The organism is Thalassococcus halodurans (genome assembly GCF_900108225.1).
Lineage (GTDB): Bacteria > Pseudomonadota > Alphaproteobacteria > Rhodobacterales > Rhodobacteraceae > Thalassococcus > Thalassococcus halodurans.
Genome location: NZ_FNUZ01000001.1, coordinates 937,376 through 958,625 on the forward strand (window position 1 = coordinate 937,376; position 21,250 = coordinate 958,625).

The following is a 21,250-nucleotide window of genomic DNA, read 5'->3' on the forward strand; positions in this document are numbered from 1 at the left end:
GTGCCATTTCTAGGAAAGACCGCAAAATCCACCAAGGACCCACGAAATGACACACACATTGCTTCGCATCGATGCCTCCGCCCGCCGCGATGGCTCGGTTTCCCGCCAACTGACGGATCAGATCATCGAGAAACTGACACCAGACCATGTGATCGCCCGCGATCTGGCAAATCCGCTGCCCCACGTGAACGAGGCTTGGATTTCCGCCAACTTCACCCCCGTCACCGACCGCAATGACGAACAACATAAGGCGCTGGAACTGTCCGACACGCTGATCGAAGAAGTCCAGCAAGCCGATACCATCGTGATCGGCGCGCCCATCTATAACTTCGGCGTCCCCGCAGGCCTGAAAGCTTGGATCGACCTCGTCGCACGTGCTGGCGTCACCTTCCGCTATACCGAAGAAGGCCCCGTTGGCCTGCTGACCGGCAAACGCACGATTGTTGTCGTGGCATCAGGCGGCACAGAGGCCGGTTCGAACTACGACTTCGCGACAGGTTTCCTGAAACACGTTCTGGGCTTTATCGGCCTGACCGACGTTGAGTTTGTCACCGCTGACAAACTGGCGCTGGACGCAGAAGGCACAATTCGCCAGGCGCAGGAACAAGTCGACCAACTTGCCGCTTGATACAGCTGGGGGCAGTCTCCCTCCTGCCCCCGAACGTATTAATCTGGACGGACCCGCGCGGCGGTTTTGTTGGCGAAGGCTTCAAGGCGGTCGCGGCTGGCCTCTTGCGTGTTCACGATGCCGGCGACCACGGATTCTGCATAGGCCGCATCCAGAGCCGACATGTTTTGCATGTGGCTGATGGCCGAACAGATCGCAAAGTTGGACAGCGGCGGGTTTTGAGCCGCCGTGCGGGCCAGTTCCATCGCCTTAGCGTCGGTGTCGCCGTCGATAAGGTACTGACACAGCCCCACATCAACCGCTTCCTGCTGTTTATAGACACGGCCTGTCAGCATCATGTCGATCATTCGCGCCTTGCCGACCAGATCGGCCACGCGGATTGTGGCACCGCCGCCCGTGAACAGGCCGCGTTGTCCTTCGGGCAGGGCAAAGTAGGTGGACTGATCCGCCACGCGCACATGGGCAGATGAGGCCAGCTCCAGACCGCCACCGACAACAGCGCCTTTCAACGCCACGATCACCGGAACGCCACCGTATTCCATCTTGTTGAACGCCTCGTGCCAGCGCAGACAGACGTGCATGAAGTCTTCAGGGCGCCGTTCTTCTGTGTGGTGTTCCACCAGATCAAGACCGGCGCAGAAATGATCGCCCTCGGCTGCCAGAACAACAGCCCGCGCGCCCATGCGCGGCAGTTTCGAGAAGACCTCGATCAGTTCTTCGATGGTGTCCGCGTTCAAGGCATTCCGCTTTTCCGGACGGGACAGAACCACACGGACAACGCCGTCTTCGGTGCCGGTGACCTTCAGATATGTCAGGTTGAACTGTTCAAGTTTTGCGATGTCCATCCTTGCTCCTCCCGATGCGATTTCGGGCACTCTGTGAGGTGAATGAACGATTGTCCATATAGGACGTTGGGAAACTTCCTTCGAAAAATTTCGTTTTCATGATGGGATAATCGAATTTAAAAGACCCGATTTTCAGATGCCGCGCGATCCGGGAATCGACCGCTACGCCGGTGCGTACAACCATCGCAAAATGCGCGGCGGGTCCAAATGGTCGATGCATGCCTATGGCTGCGCGATTGATTTCTATGCCGAACCGAACGGGCTGCGCACCCGTTGCCCGCAGGCCTTGTTTTGCGGCACTGATTACAAGGACTTCCTTGATATCATGGAAGCCCACGAATGGCTGCCTGCGATCCGCCTGTGGGGTGCGGATGCGATGCACTTCCAAAGGGCGCGCATTTGACCGCTTCCCTTGACTCTGAGCCATATTCAGACTAACCGCGACCTAACTTTCCGGAAGTGCCAAAGCTTCCGGTCCCATGGGCCTTGCCCGGGATCGCCCTCCGTCAGCGCGTTGCGCCCACGGGGGCGCTCGTCGTTTGGTCGATTGGGATTTGCGAAACAAGACGCCCGCCCCCACCTTTCGGGGACAACAGACAAGACCGGCATAGGAGGCCGCGGACATGTTTGAAAATCTTTCCGAACGTCTTGGTGGCGTCTTTGACCGCCTGACGAAACAGGGCGCACTGTCCGAAGACGACGTCAAAACAGCCCTGCGCGAAGTGCGCGTTGCCCTGCTTGAGGCTGACGTTTCGCTTCCAGTGGCACGCCAGTTCATCAAAGCGGTCGAGAAAAAGGCCACCGGCGCGGCGGTGACCAAATCGATCACGCCCGGTCAGCAGGTGGTCAAGATCGTCCATGACGAACTGATCGCAACGCTGGCAGGCGAAGGTGAACCCGGCCAACTGCGCGTCGACAGCCCGCCCGCCCCGATCCTTATGGTCGGTCTGCAAGGTGGCGGTAAAACAACCACCACCGCCAAGCTGGCGAAACGTCTGAAGGAACGTGACGGCAAAAAGGTTCTGATGGCCTCGCTCGACGTCAACCGTCCTGCGGCGATGGAACAGCTGGAAATCCTTGGTAAGCAGATCGGCGTCGATACGCTTCCGATCGTCAAGGGCGAAGACCCCGTCGCCATCGCCAAGCGTGCCAAAACCCAAGCGGGCCTAGGCGGCTATGACGTCTACATGCTTGATACCGCTGGCCGCCTGTCCATCGACGAAGAGCTGATGGCACAGGTCGAAGCGGTGCGCGATGTCGCGAATCCGCGTGAAACGATCCTTGTTGTGGACGGCCTGACAGGTCAGGACGCCGTCAACACCGCCCAGAACTTTGACGACCGTATCGGTATCACCGGCGTTGTCCTGACCCGTATGGACGGTGATGGTCGCGGTGGTGCGGCGCTGTCCATGCGTGCGGTCACCGGCAAGCCCATCAAGTTCGTCGGTCTCGGCGAAAAAATGGACGCGCTGGAAACCTTTGAACCCGACCGTGTCGCGGGCCGCATCCTTGGCATGGGTGACATTGTTGCGCTGGTTGAAAAGGCGCAGCAGACCCTTGAGGCCGAACAAGCCGAGCGCATGATGAAGCGCTTCCAGAAGGGTCAGTTCAACATGAACGACCTGCGCATGCAGCTGGACCAGATGATGAAAATGGGCGGCATGGAAGGCATGATGTCCATGATGCCTGGCATGGGCAAAATGGCCAAGCAGATGGAAGGCGCGGGCATTGATGACCGCATCCTGAAACAGCAGATCGCCCTGATCAACTCCATGACCAAGAAAGAGCGTGCGAACCCGCAGCTTTTGCAGGCCAGTCGCAAGAAACGCATCGCGGCCGGTGCCGGCATGGAAGTGTCCGACCTGAACAAGCTTCTGAAAATGCAGCGCCAAATGGCGGACATGATGAAGAAGATGGGCAAAATGGGCAAAGGCGGCATGCTGAAACAGGCCATGCGCGGCATGTTCGGTAAGGGCGGTATGCCCGCTGGCATGGATCCGTCCCAGATGGACCCCAAAGCGCTGGAAGCGGCGGCCAAACAGATGGGCGCGAAAATGCCCGGCGGTATGCCCGGTATGCCCGGCGGCATGGGTCTGCCCTCTGGTCTGTCCGGTCTGGGCAAAAAGAAGTAAGCACTCATGCCCGCCCCCACCCTTCATACAGAGCGCCTGACGCTCCGTGGCCATGTGATGGCTGATCTCGACGCGCTTTGCGATTTGTTCGAGACCGACCGCGCGGCCTATATGGGTGGGCCGATCCCGCGCAAAGAGGCATGGCGCTGGATGGCGTCCGAGATCGCCATGTGGGACCTGATGGGTCACGGCGCATGGGGCATCGACACCAAGGAAGGCGAATTCCTTGGCCAGATCGGTATCCTGAAGCCACCGCATTTTCCCGAGGCCGAAATCGGCTGGACGCTGTTGGAGACTGCCGAAGGCAAGGGCTATGCATCCGAGGCCGCGCAGGCGGTTCTGGGTTGGGCCAAGGATCAGGGCTTTGAGACCTTGGTCAGCTACATCGATCCGTCAAACGACCGTTCTATCGCGCTGGCGACCCGTCTTGGCGCATCGCACGATCCCAAGGCCGCGCTGCCGAAAGGCGAAACAGCAGACGACACCGTCGTCTATCGCCACACATTGGGGGTCCTGCAATGAGCCTGACACCCGCACCGCGCCTTGAAACGGATCGCCTGATCATCCGGTCTTTCCACATGGATGATTTCGACTCTTTCGCCGAATTCCACGCCGACCCCGTGCGCGCCCCCGGCTTTGGCGAAGTCTACACACGCGACCAAAGCTGGCGCTGGTTTGCCTGCAACATCGGGCACTGGCACATCCACGGTTACGGCTACATGACCGTCGAAGACAAAGAAACCGGTCGCCCCTGTGGCATCTGCGGTATCTGGAACCCCGAAGGCTGGCCCGAACCTGAAATCGGCTGGGTCGTCTATGAAGCATTCGAAGGCAAAGGCATCGCCTATGAAGCCGCCGTGCGGGTCCGCCGTTGGGCCTATGAGGAACTGGGCCTGAAAACCCTGACCTCGAACATCCTGTCCTCGAACGACCGGTCGCAGGCCTTGGCCACACGTCTGGGCGCAAAATACGAACGCACCTACCACAACGTCCACATGGGCGAAGACCAGCTGTGGCGTCACCCCGGCCCCGACGAGGTGCTGGCATGACACAGATGATGCTGAGCGCGCCCCGACTGGAAACCGAACGCCTGATCCTGCGCGGCCCCGAGGAATCGGATTTCGACGCGGTAAAGGCCTTTATGGCGTCCGAGCGCACCAAATACATGGGCGGCAAGTCCTCCAGTGAATGGGAAATTTGGCGCGGCTTCCTGGGTTCTATCGGTCACTGGGCCCTGCGTGGCTACGGCTTCTTCACTGTGCTGGACAAGCAGGGAAACCGCCTTGGTCGTGTTGGTCTGCTCAATCACGTGATGTGGCCGGAACCCGAACTGGGCTGGCACATGTTTGATGGCAGTGAGGGCAAAGGTTTTGCCTACGAGGCTGCCATGGCGATCCGTGATTGGGCCGCGAAAGAGCGTAAGCTCGACCGCCTGATTTCCCAGATCCACCCTGATAACGTCCGGTCTATTGCCTTGGCCGAACGCATGGGCGCGACGCTGGAAAAAGAGACCACTCTGCTGGGCGATCCCTGCCTGATCTACCGCCATCCTTCTGTCGCAGGGGGTGCCGCATGATCGACCGCACCATTACAACAGACCGCTTGGTCCTGCGCCCGTTCCGGCCCGAGGATTGTGCAGGCTACACCGCCTATTACACCGGGCCACGCACACAATTCGTGGGTGGTCCCGTCAGCTGTGCCGATGCAGCAGCCAAGTTCTGCGCCATGATCGGCCACTGGACGCTGCGCGGCTTTGGCCGCTTTGCGATCTGCCGCAAGGGCGCGACGGAAATGCCCATCGGCCATGCCGGCCTGATGCAGATGGACCTGCTGCGCGCCCCTGAAATGACATGGACGCTGTGGAGCGAAGAAGCTGAAGGTCAGGGCTATGCGCGCGAAGCCGTAAAGGCACTCTGCGATGATGCCGAGGCGACCTATGGCTTCAAAACCCTGACCGCGATGGTCCATCAGGACAATGACCGCTCCATCGCGATTGCCAACACCTTGGGCTTTGTCGCCGATCCGTCGACGCCTGCGCCCTTCCGCGAATACCGCGTGTTCCGCCGCACCTCTGACACAGAGGCCGCCGCATGCGCGTGACCCTGACACCCTTGAACCCGAAAGGCGCCCTTGATGTCTGACACAACATCCCAAGACGACGTCGCCCGCGCGGCCGAACTGCTGAAAGAACACCGCAACAGCATTGACCGGCTGGATGCGATCCTTGTCTTTACGCTGGCCGAACGGTTCAAGCACACACAAGCCGTGGGCCTGCTGAAAGCAGAGCACGCGCTCCCTCCTTCCGATCCCGCGCGCGAAGAAAAACAGATCGCGCGGCTCGAAGATTTGGCGGATCAGGCCGATCTCGACCCTGAATTCGCTAAGGCTTTCCTGAACTTCATCATTCAGGAAGTCATCCAGCACCACCAGAAACACCAATCTTGATGGGCCACAGCCCCATCGCCTGAACTTCGCCATTCAAAGGAGAAAACCAATGGCTACAAAAATTCGTCTCGCCCGCGGCGGTTCCAAAAAGCGCCCCCACTACGCAATCGTTGTTGCAGACAGCCGCATGCCCCGCGACGGCCGTTTCATCGAAAAAGTCGGCACATATAACCCGCTGCTGGCCAAAGACGACGAGCGTCGCGTTGTCATGAACGTAGAGCGCATCCAGTACTGGCTGGGCCAAGGCGCTCAGACAACTGACCGCATCCAGCGTTTCCTCGAAGCCGCAAACCTGGCCGAGAAGAAAGAGCGCAACAACCCGAAAAAAGGCACACCGGGCAAAGCTGCTCAGGACCGTGCAGAAGCAAAAGCTGAAAAGGCGCGTGAAGCAGAAGAAGCTGCAAACGCACCGGCAGAAGAAGCAGCCGCAGAAGAATAAACCCTTCTGCCTGTTTCAGGCTTTCGAACGGCGGATCAGGAAACTGGTCCGTCGTTTTTTATTGGGTGTCCGGTATTGTCGCGCATCGACGACGCGCGCGGCGGCCTACGGCCTTTGCGCCGCGCTTTCCAAAAAAATCTACCCCGAAGCGGACAATGCCGCCAAACCATTGCCCTTGCCCCTGAACCCGCGCTATTTGAAACTCAACACGGCCTGAGGGACACACCATGAGCGACATGATCTGCGTAGGGGTAATCGGCGGCGCCTTTGGCGTGAACGGCGAAGTGCGCATCAAAAGCTATACGGCCGATCCCGAAGCCATCGAAGACTATGCGCCCCTGCAAACCGAAGACGGCAGCAAGACCTTCGACATCCAGATCACACGCGGTGTCAAACAGGGCTTTGCCGCCCGCCTTAGCGATGTGCGCACCAAGGAAGAGGCCGACGCCCTGAAAGGCGTGCGCCTGTTCGCCCCGCGTGATCGTCTGCCGAACCTGCCCGACGACGAATACTACCACGCCGATCTGATCGGCCTGTCTGTCTATGACACGGGCGGTCAGTTGATCGGCAAGGTGCGCAATGTGCTGAACCACGGCGCGTCCGACATTCTGGAAATCGCGATCGACGGCAAAAGCGGCACGACATTGCTGCCCTTTACCCTTGCGGCTGTTCCGACCGTCGATCTGACCGCCGGACGCATTGTTGCAGATCCGCCAGATGGTCTGTTCGACGACGAATAAACCATAAAATCCGCAGCAAAAGACCCGTTTTAGCCACAATCATCCCGTATGAATCGGCTGAAAGTTATTGAGGTTTTTTGGTGCGTCGTTTTTGCATTCGCGGTGTTGTGCTGGGGATAGCGGTATTCCCTGCCGCTTTTCTGTTGTCGCTGGCAACGGAAACTCGCGTTACGTTGGTGCAAACGGTGGGCGCATTCGGCCTGATCGCTTTCTTTTTCCTACTTGCCAGCGTCGCCATCCATTTTTCGTCGCTAAGCCGGAAACGCCATGCGACCACACCCGAAGACCCGCAGCCCGTCGCCCTTTTGACAGGCCGCGCCCGACGGGCGTTGCAGGCCACTTTGCCGCCCGTGGATGAGCAGCGCCAAGCGGTTGATCAGCACCTTCAACGCCACGGCACCATCAACACCCACGCGGTGTTTGGCAAAGAGCCCGAAAGCCGCGACAGCGCGATCACCCGCGTTGTGCGCCTGATTGCCGATACGTGGCACGCGCCGACGACCGCGCAAATGACCCCCGATCAGGTCACCGATATCTTTGTGCTGGAAAAGCTGCTGCGCGCATCGCCAGAAGAGGCGGGCGCTTTGGCGCAGATGTTCCGCGATCCGTCGCGCGTTCTGGAAATCCGCGACCAGATCGCCGCCTTGGCGCGGCAGCGGGCGCAATACGAACAGCAACGCGATGCGTTTTCCGCCAGCTGGACGCTGTGGCGGACCCAAACGGTGAACCTGTCGCCTTTGTCCCTGATCGACGATCTGGCCGCCATGGCGCACCCTGATCCCGACCTTTGGCACAAGGTTATCAAAGACCACGACCCAGACGATAAAACCCAACGGGACGCTGCCCTGTGGTGTGCCCTACAACCCGATTGCGACCGCGCCTCTGTCGCGTTGTTTCTGGCGCGGATCGCTGCGCAATCAACGTTGGTCTATGCCGCCGAAACGGGTGATCGCGTCTATCTGGACGGTGTTCATCAAGTGATCCGACAATGGAACGAGGCGATGTATCAGCACCACGACCTTGCCCTTGATCCACCCGAAGCGGTTCTGGACGCTGCCAAGGATTTCCATCAGGCGCTGGCGGATGTGGCGGACATTCTGGAACAACCCGAATGGCCCATGCCCAAATCCGCGTTCACCGAATACGCGGGCCGCATGCCCCTGCCACGCAGCGCGTGGGATATTGCAGACGGCGGGCTGATGCGGAAACCCGTGGTTAGCGACTATATGATCTGATCTCTGACCGTTGCCTTTTGCCTTCGCCCGCCAAGGGCGCTAGAGAACGGCGCAAACACCCTTAACCGCAGTCAGGTGGCCCCATGTCCAACCCTTCCCGCTCACTCGGACGCAAAAGCATTTCAGTCAGCCTGAAACCCCGCGACCTGATGGCCGAGCGCGCTGATCTGCACAATGTCTGGAAGGCGCAGGTGATCACCCTGATGCCCGAGGCCTTCCCCGGCATCCTTGGCGAATCTCTGACTGGCCGCGCCCTGAAAGACGGGCTGTGGCAGCTGGAAACCGTGCCGCTTCGCGAATTCGGCGAAGGCAAACACCGCAACGTCGATGACACGCCCGCAGGCGGCGGCGCGGGTATGGTCCTGCGCCCCGACATCATGGGCGCCGCCATCGAAGACGCCCGCCAGCGCATGGCACCGGGTGCGCCGCTGATCTATCTGTCTCCCCGTGGCCGCCGGTTTGACCAATCCATGGCACGCATGCTCAGCGAAGGGCCGGGCATGACGCTGATCTGTGGCCGGTTCGAAGGTTTGGACCAGCGTGTGATGGATCATTACAACGTGGTCGAGGTGTCTTTGGGCGACTTTGTCCTGACGGGCGGAGAGCTCGCAGCACAGGCCTTGATTGACGCGACGGTTCGACTTATACCGCGCGTGCTTGGGAATCAGGCATCCATCGAAGAAGAATCCTTCTCGCACGGATTGCTGGAACATCCCCAGTACACCAAACCCGCCGTCTGGAATGGCCGCGCGATCCCTGACGTTCTTCTGTCAGGACATCACGCGAATATCGCTAAGTGGCAGCGGGCTATGGCCGAAAGGCTGACTAAAGAACGACGACCTGACCTCTGGCGGGCTTATTGTGCGAACCACGATAGGGACCCGGATGAAGACCAAGAGCTCTGAGGACGCGCACACCTTTGCGGAACAAACCGCAAGCAAAATAGGAGAAGGTCAGATGGATCTGATCGCACAGCTGGAAGCAGAACAAATTGCTTCCCTCGGGAAAAACATTCCCGATTTCAAAGCCGGCGACACCATTCGCGTAGGCTATAAGGTGACCGAAGGTACGCGTACTCGTGTGCAGAACTACGAAGGCGTTTGCATCAGCCGTAAGAACGGCAAGGGCATTGCCGGTTCGTTCACCGTTCGCAAGATTTCCTTCGGTGAAGGCGTGGAGCGTGTGTTCCCGCTGTTCTCGACAAACATCGAGTCGATCGAAGTTGTCCGCCGTGGCCGTGTACGCCGCGCCAAGCTGTACTATCTGCGTTCGCGTCGTGGTAAGTCCGCGCGTATCGCCGAGGTCACCAACTACAAAGCGCCCAAAGGCGCCGAAGCGTAAGGAACCGGCGAGATGAAAAAAGACATCCACCCCGATTACCACACAATCACTGTCAAAATGACAGATGGTTCCACTTTCGAAACACGTTCGGTCTGGGGCAAAGAAGGCGATACAATGTCGCTGGAAATCGACCCGACAGCACACCCGGCATGGAACGGCGGCTCGTCCCGCCTGATGGACCAGGGTGGTCGCGTTTCCAAGTTCAAAAAGAAATACGAAGGTCTGGGCTTCTAATTCAGCTCAACCTTATGGTTACGAAAGGCCCACGCATTTGCGTGGGTCTTTTGTTTTGGGCGGTATGGTTTGTGAATTAGCCGACGCTGGGACGTTTGAACAAATCACCGTAAACTGGAATAATAGGCCAGTGATCTACTCCCCTTCCGGGTTCGTAAGAGAAAAGAAGGTACACGCTCCGGATACTCGGATGAGGCTCGATTTTTTCACCTGAAATCCACGCCCCCGCTTCATTCGAATTCAGCCAAGTCTCACCTGTGTGAATGAGCAAAACATCGATTCCCAATTCTGCTTTTTGGTACTTTTCGCCCTTCTTGAAAATAAGCTGGCGCAACTTCGAGAGCAGCCTCTCTCTGGACCATTGCATGTCCAAGAACAATTGGCCCGCGAATGGCGTTTCTCCCTTCATAGCCCTCTTTTTGTGTTCTTGCTCAACTAGCTGCACGAGTTCGACATTCAGTTTTTCGCCTCTTACCGAAACGAAGAAATCTGGCGGGTCATTTGGATTCATTTGTGGCGCATCCACCTGGACTCCAAACTCCGCAGCCATCGAACTGCGCCATTCTTCAATAGTGAAAGTCTCAACACGGCGTTTGTCGTCGCTGGTCTCGTAATTGAAAATGCCGGCGTATCCACTGCCTTTGTTCACGATGCGAACCCATCGGTATAAACGGTCATTTCCGTCGCTTCCGGCCATCGATCGAACTCCGCTCCCCAAAAATACACGAGATTATAAAGGACTCAAAACGAGACTATCACAGTTAACAAGCACACCCTTTCGTTTCCGCGGTCGCGATACCTTAGACCCTCACGCAAATATGCAGTGATCCAGTATCGCCCCTATGGCAGGGTTTCCTTCATAGGACACAATCGGGGGCGGCATGGGGATCATAAGACGGATACGCCTGTGGGGCACGCTGGTGCTGGCGTCGATGCTGTTGGTGGCTTGTGCGCTTCAGATCAGCCATTCGACCGATACCGCGATCCCTGCCCGTCCCGCCGACAGTCTGCGCGTCGCGACCCACAACGCCCATTACATCATCCTGTCCAAGGAAACCGGCGCTTGGTCGGTCGCCGATTGGAACGAACGCGCCCCTGCGATGGATGCCGCCTTCAAGGCGATGGATGCCGACATCATCGCCTATCAAGAGATGGAGAGCTTCTCGGGCGGGGATTCAGACGATGTCAATCTGGCCCGCAGCTATCTGGCCGACCGCAATCCTGATTACAGCATCGCGGCCATCGGCGACTGGCGGGAGTTTCCGTCGACCCAGCCGATCTTTTACCGCAGCGCGCGGCTGACCCTTCTGGACCAAGGCTGGTTCTTTTTCTCGGACACGCCCGACGTGATCTATTCACGCACCTTCAACGGGTCTTGGCCAGCATTCGCCTCATGGGCCGAATTTCAGGACCGTCAGAGCGGCAAGCGGCTGGCTGTTATGAACCTGCATTTCGAATACAAAAGCGCGTCGAACAGGCTGCAATCGGCGGCGCTGGTGGTTGCCCGCACAGCCCCCCTTGCCGCCCGCAACGATGCGATGATCCTGCTGGGCGATCTGAACGCAGTGGCCGGGTCCGAGACGATGGAAATCCTTGAAACCGTAGGCTACCGCTTTGCCCCCGTTGATGGCGCGACCTATCATATGAATCGCGGCATGAACCTGTTTGGTGCGATTGACCACATCGCCACCATCGGCGCGGTAGAGCCCGTCAATACGCCTGTCATTGTCCAACAAAAGTTCGCAGGCGACTGGCCGTCAGATCACTATCCTGTCCTGATGGACCTGCGTCTGGCCCCCTGAAACAGGGCAATTCGGTTGTGGCCCTGACGCCCCTATTTTTTTCGCGTTTCGCCGCAAAATTGCACCACGCTTTTCTTGCCGAGGTCCACAAGATACCGTAGGTGGCAAAGCCCGCAGGCAAACATGCGGATATAAATGAGGGACGGCAAGTGGCGCATATTATAGTTGTCGGAAACGAAAAGGGCGGTGCGGGGAAATCGACGGTTTCCATGCACGTTGCAACGGCCCTGTGCCGCGCGGGGCATCGCGTGGGCGTCTTGGATCTGGACCTGCGCCAGCAAACCACCGGCAGCTACATCCGGAACCGGAAGAAGTTTCTTGAGGCAGAAGGGCTCGATCTGCCCAGCCCGATCTATCAGGAATTGCCCGAGATTGATCAGGCGTCGCTCCAGCCCGGCGAAAACGTCTATGATCACCGCCTGTCCGCCGCTGTGGCCAAACTGGAACCCGAAACGGACTTTATCCTGATCGACTGCCCGGGGTCGCACACCCGCCTGAGTCAGGTCGCCCATTCGCTGGCCGACACGCTGATCACACCGCTGAACGACAGCTTTGTCGATTTCGATCTGCTGGCCCATGTGGACTCGATGGGAGACAAAATTCTCGGCCCGTCGGTCTATGCCGAAATGGTCTGGAACGCGCGTCAGCTGCGGGCGCAAGCCGGGCTAAAGCCCATCGACTGGATCGTTCTGCGCAACCGGCTTGGTGCCCAGAACATGGTGAACAAGCAAAAGATGGAAAAGGCGCTGGAACGTCTGGCCAAGCGGATCGGTTTCCGCATCGCGCCGGGCTTTTCCGAACGTGTTGTGTTCCGTGAACTGTTCCCGCGTGGTCTGACGCTGCTTGATCTGAAGGACGTGGGCGTCAAACAGCTGAACATCTCGAACATCGCGGCGCGGCAAGAGCTTCGTGATCTGATCAAGGAACTCAACCTGCCGGGCGTCGAGATCAACTTTTAAATAAGCCCGAATAGTTTTTATCGTGGTTCTCGGTCGCAACGAGAGCCGCGATGAAGATCGCGTAGACGCCTTTGACACAAGCGTAGACCGACAGGACAATCATCAAAATCCAAGCGTCGCGTTCGTTGCCAAGTGTTGCGGTCAGCGCCGCCATCGCCAACCAGAACACCCCTGAAAGCGCCATCATCCCGCGGCCATCCAGTGTTCTGCTGAAAAGGACGGCACCCAGATTGCCCAAACCGGCCAGCCCCATCGCTGCCGAGATGAACAAGCCAGCCTGATCAAACGGGATCGCCGTGCAGATCGCCAGAACGCCTGACGCAATCAGGGCCATCACACCAAAGCTGTAGATTTGTGTCATCGACCCCCAAAGGACCGGAATGTACCGCGCGTGCAACACCACGATAAGACCCGCCATTGCCAAGGACAGTGTTGTTACGAACGGGCTGAACGACCAATGCCAAGACACATCGCTTAATAGAAGAATACCTGCGACAGCCATCAGCCATCCGTATCCGATCAACGCCGCAAAACCGCGTTTCGTCCCTTGCTCGGGCGGGTTCTTTTTTGAATTGTTTGTCACTATCGCGATCCCCTACCGGAAAAACGAACAAAAAATGTCTACAATCAAACCGGCCCCGCGTGACAGAAACTGCCGCTAGGGATGTCGCGCAAAAGGTCGTCAAGTTACCGTACGAAACCACGCGCGACAAAGCCGATCAGGGCGTTTAAAAATCTTTACGCGCGCCAAACCAGATCGGATCACACAAAATTTAAGAAAATCGCAGGCACAGCCCGAAGGCCGTCGTGCTTGCCTTCAGTTAAGTGCTTTGCCTAGGGTTTGAACCAGCGCACTCTGCCAGAAAGGCCAGCATATGCCCGCACCGATCAACCAGTTCAAACAGCAGCTATTGGCAGGGACCCGCACCGTTGGGCTTTGGATGGGATTTTGTGATCCCTACGTGGCAGAATTGGTCGGCAAGTCCGGTTTCGACTGGGTGGTGATTGACGGAGAGCACACGCCGAATGACATCCCGCTTTTGACACGGCAGCTTCAGGTGCTGGATCCCCTGCCGACCTCGGCGATCGTGCGGCTGCCTGTGGGGGATGTGAACCTGATCAAGCAAGTGTTGGACGGCGGGGCGCAGACATTGCTGATCCCGATGGTGAACACAGCCGAACAGGCAAAGCAGCTTGTCGCCGCCATGCGCTACGCGCCCGAGGGTATCCGGGGCATGGGCGGGGCGCTGGCCCGCAGCACGAACTTCGGGCGCGATGCCGACTATGTCGCGACAGCCAACGATCAGATGTGCCTGCTGGTCCAGATCGAAACGCGCCAAGGGCTGGAAAATCTGGATGAGATTCTGGCGGTCGACGGGGTAGATGGCCTGTTTGTCGGCCCTGCTGATTTGTCCGCCGAAATGGGATACCCCGGCCGCCCCGATGCCCCCGAGATGCAGGCATTGATTTCGGAAACGCTGGGCCGGATCAGGGATGGAGGCAAAGCGGCGGGTATCATCGACTTCAGCGAAGATGCCGTCACCCGCCATTATGCCAGTGGCGCGCAGTACGTGGCTGTCGGCGCGGATATCACCTTTCTGTCACGCGGCCTGCGCGATCTGGCAACGCGGTGGAAAGATCAGGTTTCGGCCTTCGATTAACCGCCTGTTTACCATGTGGCGGCAGTCTGACGGCTATGAAGCGGTCTCTCACATTCTGCTTGCTGCTTGCAGCCTGCAACACCCCCAGTCAGGGGTATTGGGGCGCTGACAAAATGCAGTTCACCGAAGGCGGCATGCGCTTTACCGCCTATCGCAAAGGCAACCTGATCGAAGTTCTGCGCACCTCGCCCGAGGTGTTGCCGACCTTTCCGCAGGTCGCCTTGCGCGCCGTTCCGGGCGTTGAGCGCCTGACCGGATGCAAGGCTGTCTGGGCCGAAGGGGATCAGGCCCTGATGGAGATGGGGCTGTCCTGCGACGGGGCCAAAGCCCCGAAACGCAAACGCCGCCCAAAGACGCTTTATTGCGATATTGTCACCGGACCGGCGCGTGATGGCGTGACCTATGGTGATATGCGCTGCGAAACTGGCTAAGACATCATCACCCCTTGATGGATGCCCAATATCTTGTGGATAACCCGCCGATACCAGCCAGATGATGCGCAAAACGTTTGACTCAGCGCCTTTCGGCCCCGCAAACTTGATGAATATCAGGAATCGGGGTGCCATTTGCGCTTTTCGCGACTCAAACTTGCAGGCTTCAAAAGCTTCGTTGATCCGACGGATCTGGTCATTGCCGAAGGGCTGACCGGTGTCGTGGGCCCGAACGGATGTGGCAAGTCCAACCTGCTTGAGGCGCTGCGCTGGGTGATGGGCGAAAACCGCCCGACCGCGATGCGTGGCGGCGGCATGGAAGACGTGATCTTTGCCGGTGCCTCCAGCCGCCCTGCCCGCAACTTCGCCGAAGTCACGCTAACCATCGACAACTCTGACCGGCTTGCGCCTGCAGGGTTCAACGATCAGGACCAGCTGGAAATCGTCCGCCGCATCACCCGCGATGTGGGGTCTGCCTATAAGGCCAACGGCAAGGATGTCCGCGCCCGTGATATCCAGATGTTGTTTGCGGATGCGGCCACCGGTTCGACATCGCCCGCTTTGGTGCGTCAGGGCCAGATTTCGGAACTGATCAACGCCAAACCCAAGGCGCGCCGCCGCATTCTGGAAGATGCTGCTGGCATCGCGGGTCTCTATCAGCGCCGGCACGAAGCCGAGCTGAAGCTGAAGAACACCGAAGCCAACCTGCTGCGCGTCGATGACGTGATTGAACAGCTGGCCGGTCAGCTGTCGCAATTGGCCCGTCAGGCCCGCCAAGCCGCCCGCTACCGCGCGATTGGCGAAGACCTGCGCCGCGCCGAAGGCATGCTGCTGTATCGCCGCTGGAAAGAGGCGGACCTGACCCGTGCCACCGCCGAAGAACAGCTACGCACCCGCCTGACCGACGCCGCCCGCGCCGAAGCCGCCGCGCGTGAGGCCGCGAAGCTGCGCGAAACGCAGGAAAACGCCCTGCCGCCCCTGCGCGAGGAAGAGGCCATCGCCGCCGCCATTCTGCAACGCCTGATCGTTGAACGCGATGCGCTGTCGGAACAGGAAAAGCGTGCGGCGGAGACCATCGAAACGCTGAAACGCCGCATCACCCAGTTGACGCAGGATATCGACCGCGAAGGCGGGCTGAACCGCGACGCGGGCGAAACCATCGAACGGTTGGAATGGGAAAGCCGCGAATTGGCCAAGGCCAGCGAAGGCCATCAGGACAAGCTCGACGCCGCGTCTGAAGGCGCAACAGAGGCCGCCAGTGTTCTGCAAGACCGCGAAGCCGATCTGGGTCAGCTGACCGAAGACGTCGCCCGCCTTGCCGCCCGCCACCAGTCTGCGCAGCGTTTGTTGGCCGACACGCAGAAAACGCTGGAACGCAGCGAAACAGAATCGCAGCGTGCGCGGGATGCGGTGGAAGAGGCCAAGGAAAAGCTGGTCGAACTATCCGACACGTTGGAAGCCGCCGTTGAGGCCCGCGAAGCCGCGCAGGAAATGGTCGACCGCGCCGATGCCGTTCTGACGGAAACCGAAGCGCAGCGGTCCGAGACGCAATCGCGCGAAGCAGACGCCCGTGGTGAACGATCCGAGGCGGAAGGCGAACTCAGCGCACTGCGCGCCGAGGTCACGGCCCTTGCCCGCCTGCTGGAACGCGACACGGCTGAAGGTGGCCAGATCCTTGACCGCCTTCAGGTGGAACAGGGCTTTGAAAAAGCGCTGGGTGCGGCACTGGCCGACGATCTGCGCGCGCCCGAGGTTGAGGCCGACGGCCCCTCTGGCTGGACCGTTCTGGCAGCTTACGACACCGAACAATCGCTGCCTGCGGGCGTGACATCGCTGGCGCAACACGTGTCTGTCCCCGATGTTCTGGCCCGCCGCATGAGCCAGATCGGCCTTGTCGACAGCGACGACGGCGACCGCATCCAGCCGCTTTTGAAACCCGGTCAGCGCGTGGTCAGCCTTGAAGGCGACCTGTGGCGTTGGGACGGTTACCGCGCTTGGGCCGAAGACATGCCCTCGGCTGCTGCCCTGCGTCTGGAACAGCTGAACCGACTTGAGGCGCTGAAACAGGAAATGGCCAGCGCCACCGCCCGAGCGGAAGGCGCGATTGCCGCGCATGAGACACTGCAGAACCGTTTGGCCGAACTGAACCGCGCCGATAAATCCGCGCGCGAGGCGCGTCGCGAAGCCGAACAGCGCCTGACCGATGCCACCCGCGCCCTGAACCGCGCCGAAGCGGACCGGTCCGTGGCCGAGGGCCGCGTAGAAAGCCTGACTATGGCGGTTGCCCGTCACGAAGACGACGCCACCGAGGCCCGCAAACAGGTGACCGAAGCGCAGCGCGCAATGGGTGATCTGGACGATCTGGACGCCGCCCGCGCCAAGGTCGAAGACGTCAAAATGACAGTCGAAGCCGCGCGGATGACGATGATGGCCCGCAGATCTTCGTTCGACGAACTGCGCCGCGAAGGCGAGGCTCGTACAGCCCGCAGCCAGCAGGTCACCAAGGAACTGTCCGGCTGGCGCCACCGTCTGGAAACCGCCAAATCCCGTAGCGCGGAACTGGAAGACCGCCGCGCCGCAGCCGAGGATGAGCTTGTCGATGCGTCCTCCGCACCCGAGGAAATCGCCGAAAAACGCGCCGAAATGGCCGACGCGATCGAGGCGGCAGAAGAACGCCGCTCCGCCGCCGCAGATGCCTTGGCGCAGGCGGAAACCATCCTGCGCGAAGCGGTAGCGACCGAGCGCGATGCGGAACGTCTGGCGTCCGAGGCCCGCGAATCCCGCGCTGGTGCCGAGGCCCGCGCAGAAGCCGCGCGCGAAGCCGTTCAAACCGCCGCCGCGCGCATCCGCGAAGAACAGGAAACCACGCCCGACAAGCTTCTGGAACAGCTTGATGCCAACCCCGAAGACATGCCGCCGTCAGACGAGATCGAGACACAGGTCAACAGCCTGAAACGCCAGCGCGATGCCTTGGGCGCGGTGAACCTGCGGGCCGAGGAAGACGCGATGGAAGTCCAGGAAGAACACGACACGTTGCTGGCCGAAAAGATCGATCTGGAAGAGGCGATCAAGACCCTGCGCACCGGTATCGCCAGCCTGAACAAGGAAGGCCGCGAACGCCTTCTGACCGCGTTCGAGCAGGTGAATTCGAACTTCACACTGCTGTTCCGTCACCTGTTCAACGGTGGCGAGGCGAACCTAGTTATGGTCGAAAGCGATGACCCGCTTGAGGCCGGTCTGGAAATCCTTTGCCAGCCCCCGGGCAAGAAGCTGTCGACCCTGTCGCTGCTGTCGGGTGGGGAACAGACCCTGACGGCGCTCGCGCTGATCTTTGCGGTGTTCCTGGCCAACCCCGCGCCGATCTGTGTTCTGGACGAGGTCGACGCGCCGCTGGATGACGCGAACGTCACGCGTTTCTGCGACATGCTGGATGAGATGTGCCGCCGCACCGACACGCGCTTCCTAATCATCACGCACCACGCCGTCACCATGAGCCGCATGGACCGCCTGTTCGGCGTGACCATGCAGGAACAGGGCGTCAGCCAGTTGGTGTCGGTGGATCTAAAAAAGGCCGAAAAACTGGTCGCCTGAACCGCCTTACAGACGGTTCAAAAGCGCCGGTGTCGGCCACGCGTCGGCAGGCATCCCCAGTTTTCTTTGCACATCACGCACCGCCGCACGCGTACCCGCGCCCAAGATGCCGTCGATATCCCCCACGTCGTACCCACGCTGTGCCAGCTTTTGCTGCAACTGCTTCATCTGCGCACCGTTCAGGCCGGTCGCTGGGTTGCCTGCGTTATAAACCGGCGCACCATCCAGACGGGTGGCGAAATAGGCGGCGGTCAGAACGTAGGTAAAGCTTTGGTTCCATTCGAAATAAACGTTGAAGTTCGGATAGGCGATAAAGGCCGGTCCACCCACGCCCTGCGGCAACAGGATCGACGCCCGCAGCGCCGGATTGCCCAGTTTGCCGCTGCGCGGCTGAACGCCCATCTTGGCCCAGTCCGAGACCGAGCGCACAGTGTGCAGGCCCGCGTCATAGGGATCAAACCCGGCGGGCAACACGACCTCTTGCAACCACGGCTGGCCTGCTTGCCAGCCCAAGGATGACAGCATCTTGCCGCCGGACATCAGCGCATCAGGGGCGGATGTTTTCAGCGACACATGCCCGTCGCCATCGCCATCGACACCGTTTTCGATGATATCCTCGGGCAGCATCTGAACCATGCCGATTTCGCCCGCCCATGCGCCGGTGGTGGTCGCGGGGTCGAAATCGCCGTGTTCGAACAACTCAATCGCCGCCATCAATTGCGGGCGGAACAGTTCGGGACGGCGGCAATCATGCGCCAAGGTTGCCAAGGCATTGGCAGTGTTGAAATCCCCCTGAAACGCGCCGTAGTCGGTTTCAAACGCCCAGAAGGCCAGCAAAACACCGCGCGGCACGCCATAGACCGCTTCGATCCGGTCAAACACAGCATCGTATTTGCGCGACATCGAAATCCCGCGATCAATGCGGTTCTGCGAAATCAGCTTGCGCGAAAATTCAATGAACGGCGTCTGGAAGATACCCTGCTTGCGATCTGCCGCCAGCACCGCACTGGAAGGCGCGACAGTGCGGAAAAACCGGTCCACTGTGGCCTGCGAATGGCCGCGCTGCATGGCTTCGGCCTTAACGCCCTGAATGAAGGTGCCAAAGTTTCCGCCGCATGGAACAGACTGCGCCATTGCTGCGGTGGGCAGAAACAGACTGAAAGCGATGTTACGTAAAAGCATAGGACCCTCTATTTTTGGCTGTCCAACACCCTAGCGGATGGCCCATAACCTGCAACCGAACTGATCGTTATCGGCGGACTTCCCCTAGGGGGACCGATGATGCTCGTCTTGAATGGTAACTTCGGATATGTGGAATGAATGGTAAAAAGGCATTCAGTTCTCGGATGAAAGTTCTGGTCGTCGAAAGTAATCAGCCGCTTGCCGGGATTTGGCAAAAGCACCTTGAACGCCACGGCGTCGAGGTCGTTCTTGCGTCTGGGTATGACGATGCCACCGACAATCTGCGCGAAGCGGATTTCAATGTTCTGATTCTGGATGCCGCACTTGAAGACGGCAGCGCGCTGTCTGTGGCCGATTTCGCCAGCTACCGACGCCCTGAATGCGACGTGATCTTTGTCAGCAAGAACAGCTTTTTCTCGGACGGGTCGATTTTCAAGCTATGCGCCAATGCCCGCGCCCATGTGTCCAGCGCGACAAAGCCCGAAGACCTTGCCACGATGGTTCTGCATTACGGTCAGCGAAACAGCTGATCAGCCACGCCCGTGGGGTGACATCAGATCAAGTTCCGGCCCGATGGGCACGATCCGGTTCGGATTGATGGTGTCGTGGCTGTAGTGATAGTGCCGCGTGATGTGATCAAAGTTCACCGTCTCGGCGACGCCGTCCCACTGGTACAGTTCACGCAGGTAGCCCCAGATATTCGGATAATCCACGATCCGGCGGCGGTTACATTTGAAGTGACCGTGATAGACCTTGTCAAAACGGATCAGCGTCGTGAACAGACGCCAGTCGGCTTCGGTCACACGATCACCCATCAGATAGCGGTTTTCCGACAGGATGCCTTCGATCCAATCAAGGCTTTCAAACAGCGGATAGACAGCCTCTTCGTAGGCTTCTTGCGTGGTGGCAAAGCCCGCTTTGTAAACGCCGTTGTTCACGGTGTCATAGATGCGCGCATTGACGGGTTCGATGGCTTCGCGCAGGTCTTCTGGCCAGAAATCCTGTGTGTCACCCGTAATGCCGTCAAACGCACTGTTGAACATGCGGATGATTTCCGAGCTTTCGTTCGACACAATGGTTTCGCGTTCTTTGTCCCACAGGATCGGCACGGTCACGCGGCCTGACATGTCGGGCTTGGCTTTCAAATACACATCGCGGGCAAAGGGCAAGCCGTACAGCGTGTCGCCGGTTGACCCGTCAAAATCTGTGTCAAAGGTCCAACCGTCACCCAGCATATCGGGATGAACAACGGACACGTCGATCAGGTCGGTCAGGCCCTTCAGCGCGCGGAATACCAGCGCACGGTGCGCCCAAGGGCAGGCAAGCGACACATACAGGTGATAACGACCTGCTTCGGCCTTGAACCCGCCCTCACCGGATGGCCCCGCGCTGCCGTCGGCGGTGATCCAGTTGCGGAACGCCGCTTCGGATCGCTTGAATTTACCACCGGTGCTTTTGGTGTCGTACCACTTGTCTTCCCAGTTGCCGTCTACCAACAGGCCCATTCTTACATCCTTCCATTTCGTTGGGATGCAATCTAGGCCATTTGCAAAAATGAACAATCGCACGGATGCGCAGGCTGTAC

Annotated in this window: 26 protein-coding genes; 21 read left to right on the forward strand and 5 right to left on the reverse strand. The window is 59.3% G+C overall.

The genetic code is table 11. The features are described 5' to 3' along the window. Positions 1–46 precede the first annotated feature (46 nt). On the forward strand, positions 47–628 hold the full coding sequence (locus C4S59_RS04630) for an FMN-dependent NADH-azoreductase (RefSeq protein ID WP_103909268.1): 582 nt from the start codon (positions 47–49) through the stop codon (positions 626–628). Positions 629–666: 38 nt separating this feature from the next. Here the strand turns inward: C4S59_RS04630 and C4S59_RS04635 are convergent, their stop codons facing one another. Continuing rightward, positions 667–1,473, reverse strand: coding sequence for a crotonase/enoyl-CoA hydratase family protein (locus tag C4S59_RS04635; protein ID WP_103909269.1), 807 nt, complete (start codon positions 1,471–1,473; stop codon positions 667–669). Between the two features lie 136 nt (positions 1,474–1,609). On the opposite strand from C4S59_RS04635, the gene C4S59_RS04640 reads away from it, so the two are divergent. The 14 genes from C4S59_RS04640 (at position 1,610) to rpmE (ending at position 10,039) form a co-directional block, all read left to right on the forward strand. Continuing rightward, on the forward strand, positions 1,610–1,876 hold the full coding sequence (locus C4S59_RS04640) for a M15 family metallopeptidase domain-containing protein (protein ID WP_234994672.1): 267 nt from the start codon (positions 1,610–1,612) through the stop codon (positions 1,874–1,876). A 220-nt stretch (positions 1,877–2,096) separates the two neighbouring features. Further along, entirely contained in the window at positions 2,097–3,605 is a 1,509-nt protein-coding gene (gene ffh / locus C4S59_RS04645; protein WP_103909270.1) for a signal recognition particle protein, read from the forward strand. Positions 3,606–3,611: 6 nt separating this feature from the next. Beyond that, positions 3,612–4,127, forward strand: coding sequence for a GNAT family N-acetyltransferase (locus C4S59_RS04650; protein WP_103909271.1), 516 nt, complete (start codon positions 3,612–3,614; stop codon positions 4,125–4,127). Beyond that, positions 4,124–4,654 carry a GNAT family N-acetyltransferase gene (locus C4S59_RS04655; RefSeq protein ID WP_103909272.1) on the forward strand — a complete coding sequence of 177 codons (531 nt, stop codon included), beginning with the start codon at positions 4,124–4,126 and terminating at the stop codon, positions 4,652–4,654. The genes C4S59_RS04650 and C4S59_RS04655 overlap by 4 nt, the downstream gene beginning before the upstream one ends. After that, entirely contained in the window at positions 4,651–5,181 is a 531-nt protein-coding gene (locus C4S59_RS04660; protein WP_327345874.1) for a GNAT family N-acetyltransferase, read from the forward strand. The genes C4S59_RS04655 and C4S59_RS04660 overlap by 4 nt, the downstream gene beginning before the upstream one ends. Next, entirely contained in the window at positions 5,178–5,705 is a 528-nt protein-coding gene (locus tag C4S59_RS04665) for a GNAT family N-acetyltransferase (RefSeq protein ID WP_103909273.1), read from the forward strand. Before C4S59_RS04660 ends, C4S59_RS04665 begins: the two co-directional genes overlap by 4 nt. A 33-nt stretch (positions 5,706–5,738) precedes the next feature. Beyond that, positions 5,739–6,050, forward strand: coding sequence for a chorismate mutase (locus tag C4S59_RS04670; RefSeq protein WP_103909274.1), 312 nt, complete (start codon positions 5,739–5,741; stop codon positions 6,048–6,050). Positions 6,051–6,099: 49 nt separating this feature from the next. Next, positions 6,100–6,489 (forward strand): 30S ribosomal protein S16, encoded by a 390-nt coding sequence (gene rpsP, locus C4S59_RS04675; RefSeq protein ID WP_103909275.1) that lies wholly within the window; start codon positions 6,100–6,102, stop codon positions 6,487–6,489. Continuing rightward, positions 6,434–6,706, forward strand: a complete 273-nt coding sequence (locus C4S59_RS19480) for a hypothetical protein (RefSeq protein ID WP_146064506.1) — start codon at positions 6,434–6,436, stop codon at positions 6,704–6,706. The genes rpsP and C4S59_RS19480 overlap by 56 nt, the downstream gene beginning before the upstream one ends. Positions 6,707–6,716: 10 nt before the next feature. Beyond that, positions 6,717–7,229, forward strand: a complete 513-nt coding sequence (gene rimM / locus C4S59_RS04680) for a ribosome maturation factor RimM (RefSeq protein ID WP_103909276.1) — start codon at positions 6,717–6,719, stop codon at positions 7,227–7,229. 80 nt (positions 7,230–7,309) lie between these two features. Then, entirely contained in the window at positions 7,310–8,464 is a 1,155-nt protein-coding gene (locus C4S59_RS04685; RefSeq protein WP_146064507.1) for a hypothetical protein, read from the forward strand. Between the two features lie 83 nt (positions 8,465–8,547). Beyond that, positions 8,548–9,369, forward strand: coding sequence for a tRNA (guanosine(37)-N1)-methyltransferase TrmD (trmD, locus tag C4S59_RS04690; RefSeq protein ID WP_103909278.1), 822 nt, complete (start codon positions 8,548–8,550; stop codon positions 9,367–9,369). Positions 9,370–9,421: 52 nt separating this feature from the next. Further along, a complete protein-coding gene (rplS, locus tag C4S59_RS04695; RefSeq protein ID WP_103909429.1) occupies positions 9,422–9,805 on the forward strand; it encodes a 50S ribosomal protein L19 in 384 nt (127 codons plus the stop codon). A gap of 12 nt (positions 9,806–9,817) precedes the next feature. Further along, positions 9,818–10,039, forward strand: a complete 222-nt coding sequence (rpmE, locus tag C4S59_RS04700; RefSeq protein WP_103909279.1) for a 50S ribosomal protein L31 — start codon at positions 9,818–9,820, stop codon at positions 10,037–10,039. A gap of 76 nt (positions 10,040–10,115) precedes the next feature. Here the strand turns inward: rpmE and C4S59_RS04705 are convergent, their stop codons facing one another. After that, positions 10,116–10,736, reverse strand: coding sequence for a hypothetical protein (locus C4S59_RS04705; RefSeq protein WP_103909280.1), 621 nt, complete (start codon positions 10,734–10,736; stop codon positions 10,116–10,118). 184 nt (positions 10,737–10,920) lie between these two features. On the opposite strand from C4S59_RS04705, the gene C4S59_RS04710 reads away from it, so the two are divergent. Then, positions 10,921–11,841 (forward strand): exonuclease/endonuclease/phosphatase family protein, encoded by a 921-nt coding sequence (locus C4S59_RS04710; protein ID WP_103909281.1) that lies wholly within the window; start codon positions 10,921–10,923, stop codon positions 11,839–11,841. Positions 11,842–11,990: 149 nt separating this feature from the next. Beyond that, positions 11,991–12,800: a division plane positioning ATPase MipZ gene (locus C4S59_RS04715; protein ID WP_103909282.1), complete on the forward strand. Its 810-nt coding sequence runs from the start codon at positions 11,991–11,993 to the stop codon at positions 12,798–12,800. Here C4S59_RS04715 and C4S59_RS04720 read toward each other — a convergent pair. Then, the gene (locus C4S59_RS04720) at positions 12,790–13,383 is read right to left on the reverse strand and encodes a hypothetical protein (protein WP_103909283.1); all 594 of its coding nucleotides are present in this window, start codon (positions 13,381–13,383) and stop codon (positions 12,790–12,792) included. The genes C4S59_RS04715 and C4S59_RS04720 overlap by 11 nt on opposite strands. A gap of 292 nt (positions 13,384–13,675) precedes the next feature. On the opposite strand from C4S59_RS04720, the gene C4S59_RS04725 reads away from it, so the two are divergent. The 3 genes from C4S59_RS04725 (at position 13,676) to smc (ending at position 18,483) form a co-directional block, all read left to right on the forward strand. Next, positions 13,676–14,461 (forward strand): HpcH/HpaI aldolase family protein, encoded by a 786-nt coding sequence (locus tag C4S59_RS04725; RefSeq protein WP_103909284.1) that lies wholly within the window; start codon positions 13,676–13,678, stop codon positions 14,459–14,461. Positions 14,462–14,496: 35 nt separating this feature from the next. Beyond that, on the forward strand, positions 14,497–14,892 hold the full coding sequence (locus tag C4S59_RS04730; protein WP_146064508.1) for a hypothetical protein: 396 nt from the start codon (positions 14,497–14,499) through the stop codon (positions 14,890–14,892). A gap of 135 nt (positions 14,893–15,027) precedes the next feature. Beyond that, positions 15,028–18,483 (forward strand): chromosome segregation protein SMC, encoded by a 3,456-nt coding sequence (gene smc, locus C4S59_RS04735; RefSeq protein WP_103909286.1) that lies wholly within the window; start codon positions 15,028–15,030, stop codon positions 18,481–18,483. A 6-nt stretch (positions 18,484–18,489) separates the two neighbouring features. On the opposite strand, the gene C4S59_RS04740 is transcribed toward smc, so the two are convergent. Beyond that, on the reverse strand, positions 18,490–19,665 hold the full coding sequence (locus tag C4S59_RS04740) for a lytic murein transglycosylase (protein ID WP_103909287.1): 1,176 nt from the start codon (positions 19,663–19,665) through the stop codon (positions 18,490–18,492). 134 nt (positions 19,666–19,799) lie between these two features. Between C4S59_RS04740 and C4S59_RS04745 the strand changes: the two genes are divergently transcribed. Further along, positions 19,800–20,195, forward strand: coding sequence for a response regulator (locus C4S59_RS04745; RefSeq protein WP_327345884.1), 396 nt, complete (start codon positions 19,800–19,802; stop codon positions 20,193–20,195). Here the strand turns inward: C4S59_RS04745 and C4S59_RS04750 are convergent, their stop codons facing one another. After that, positions 20,196–21,170 carry a glutathione S-transferase family protein gene (locus tag C4S59_RS04750; RefSeq protein ID WP_103909289.1) on the reverse strand — a complete coding sequence of 325 codons (975 nt, stop codon included), beginning with the start codon at positions 21,168–21,170 and terminating at the stop codon, positions 20,196–20,198. It lies immediately after the preceding gene. Between the last annotated feature and the right edge of the window lie 80 nt (positions 21,171–21,250).

What these genes read in the sequence shown, in the direction of transcription:
- C4S59_RS04630 (WP_103909268.1), top strand. Translation starts at nt 47, where the DNA reads ATGACACACACATTGCTTCGCATCGATGCCTCCGCCCGCCGCGATGGC.
- C4S59_RS04635 (WP_103909269.1), bottom strand. Translation starts at nt 1,473, where the DNA reads ATGGACATCGCAAAACTTGAACAGTTCAACCTGACATATCTGAAGGTC.
- C4S59_RS04640 (WP_234994672.1), top strand. Translation starts at nt 1,610, where the DNA reads ATGCCGCGCGATCCGGGAATCGACCGCTACGCCGGTGCGTACAACCAT.
- ffh (WP_103909270.1), top strand. Translation starts at nt 2,097, where the DNA reads ATGTTTGAAAATCTTTCCGAACGTCTTGGTGGCGTCTTTGACCGCCTG.
- C4S59_RS04650 (WP_103909271.1), top strand. Translation starts at nt 3,612, where the DNA reads ATGCCCGCCCCCACCCTTCATACAGAGCGCCTGACGCTCCGTGGCCAT.
- C4S59_RS04655 (WP_103909272.1), top strand. Translation starts at nt 4,124, where the DNA reads ATGAGCCTGACACCCGCACCGCGCCTTGAAACGGATCGCCTGATCATC.
- C4S59_RS04660 (WP_327345874.1), top strand. Translation starts at nt 4,651, where the DNA reads ATGACACAGATGATGCTGAGCGCGCCCCGACTGGAAACCGAACGCCTG.
- C4S59_RS04665 (WP_103909273.1), top strand. Translation starts at nt 5,178, where the DNA reads ATGATCGACCGCACCATTACAACAGACCGCTTGGTCCTGCGCCCGTTC.
- C4S59_RS04670 (WP_103909274.1), top strand. Translation starts at nt 5,739, where the DNA reads ATGTCTGACACAACATCCCAAGACGACGTCGCCCGCGCGGCCGAACTG.
- rpsP (WP_103909275.1), top strand. Translation starts at nt 6,100, where the DNA reads ATGGCTACAAAAATTCGTCTCGCCCGCGGCGGTTCCAAAAAGCGCCCC.
- rimM (WP_103909276.1), top strand. Translation starts at nt 6,717, where the DNA reads ATGAGCGACATGATCTGCGTAGGGGTAATCGGCGGCGCCTTTGGCGTG.
- trmD (WP_103909278.1), top strand. Translation starts at nt 8,548, where the DNA reads ATGTCCAACCCTTCCCGCTCACTCGGACGCAAAAGCATTTCAGTCAGC.
- rplS (WP_103909429.1), top strand. Translation starts at nt 9,422, where the DNA reads ATGGATCTGATCGCACAGCTGGAAGCAGAACAAATTGCTTCCCTCGGG.
- rpmE (WP_103909279.1), top strand. Translation starts at nt 9,818, where the DNA reads ATGAAAAAAGACATCCACCCCGATTACCACACAATCACTGTCAAAATG.
- C4S59_RS04705 (WP_103909280.1), bottom strand. Translation starts at nt 10,736, where the DNA reads ATGGCCGGAAGCGACGGAAATGACCGTTTATACCGATGGGTTCGCATC.
- C4S59_RS04710 (WP_103909281.1), top strand. Translation starts at nt 10,921, where the DNA reads ATGGGGATCATAAGACGGATACGCCTGTGGGGCACGCTGGTGCTGGCG.
- C4S59_RS04725 (WP_103909284.1), top strand. Translation starts at nt 13,676, where the DNA reads ATGCCCGCACCGATCAACCAGTTCAAACAGCAGCTATTGGCAGGGACC.
- C4S59_RS04730 (WP_146064508.1), top strand. Translation starts at nt 14,497, where the DNA reads ATGAAGCGGTCTCTCACATTCTGCTTGCTGCTTGCAGCCTGCAACACC.
- C4S59_RS04740 (WP_103909287.1), bottom strand. Translation starts at nt 19,665, where the DNA reads ATGCTTTTACGTAACATCGCTTTCAGTCTGTTTCTGCCCACCGCAGCA.
- C4S59_RS04745 (WP_327345884.1), top strand. Translation starts at nt 19,800, where the DNA reads ATGAATGGTAAAAAGGCATTCAGTTCTCGGATGAAAGTTCTGGTCGTC.
- C4S59_RS04750 (WP_103909289.1), bottom strand. Translation starts at nt 21,170, where the DNA reads ATGGGCCTGTTGGTAGACGGCAACTGGGAAGACAAGTGGTACGACACC.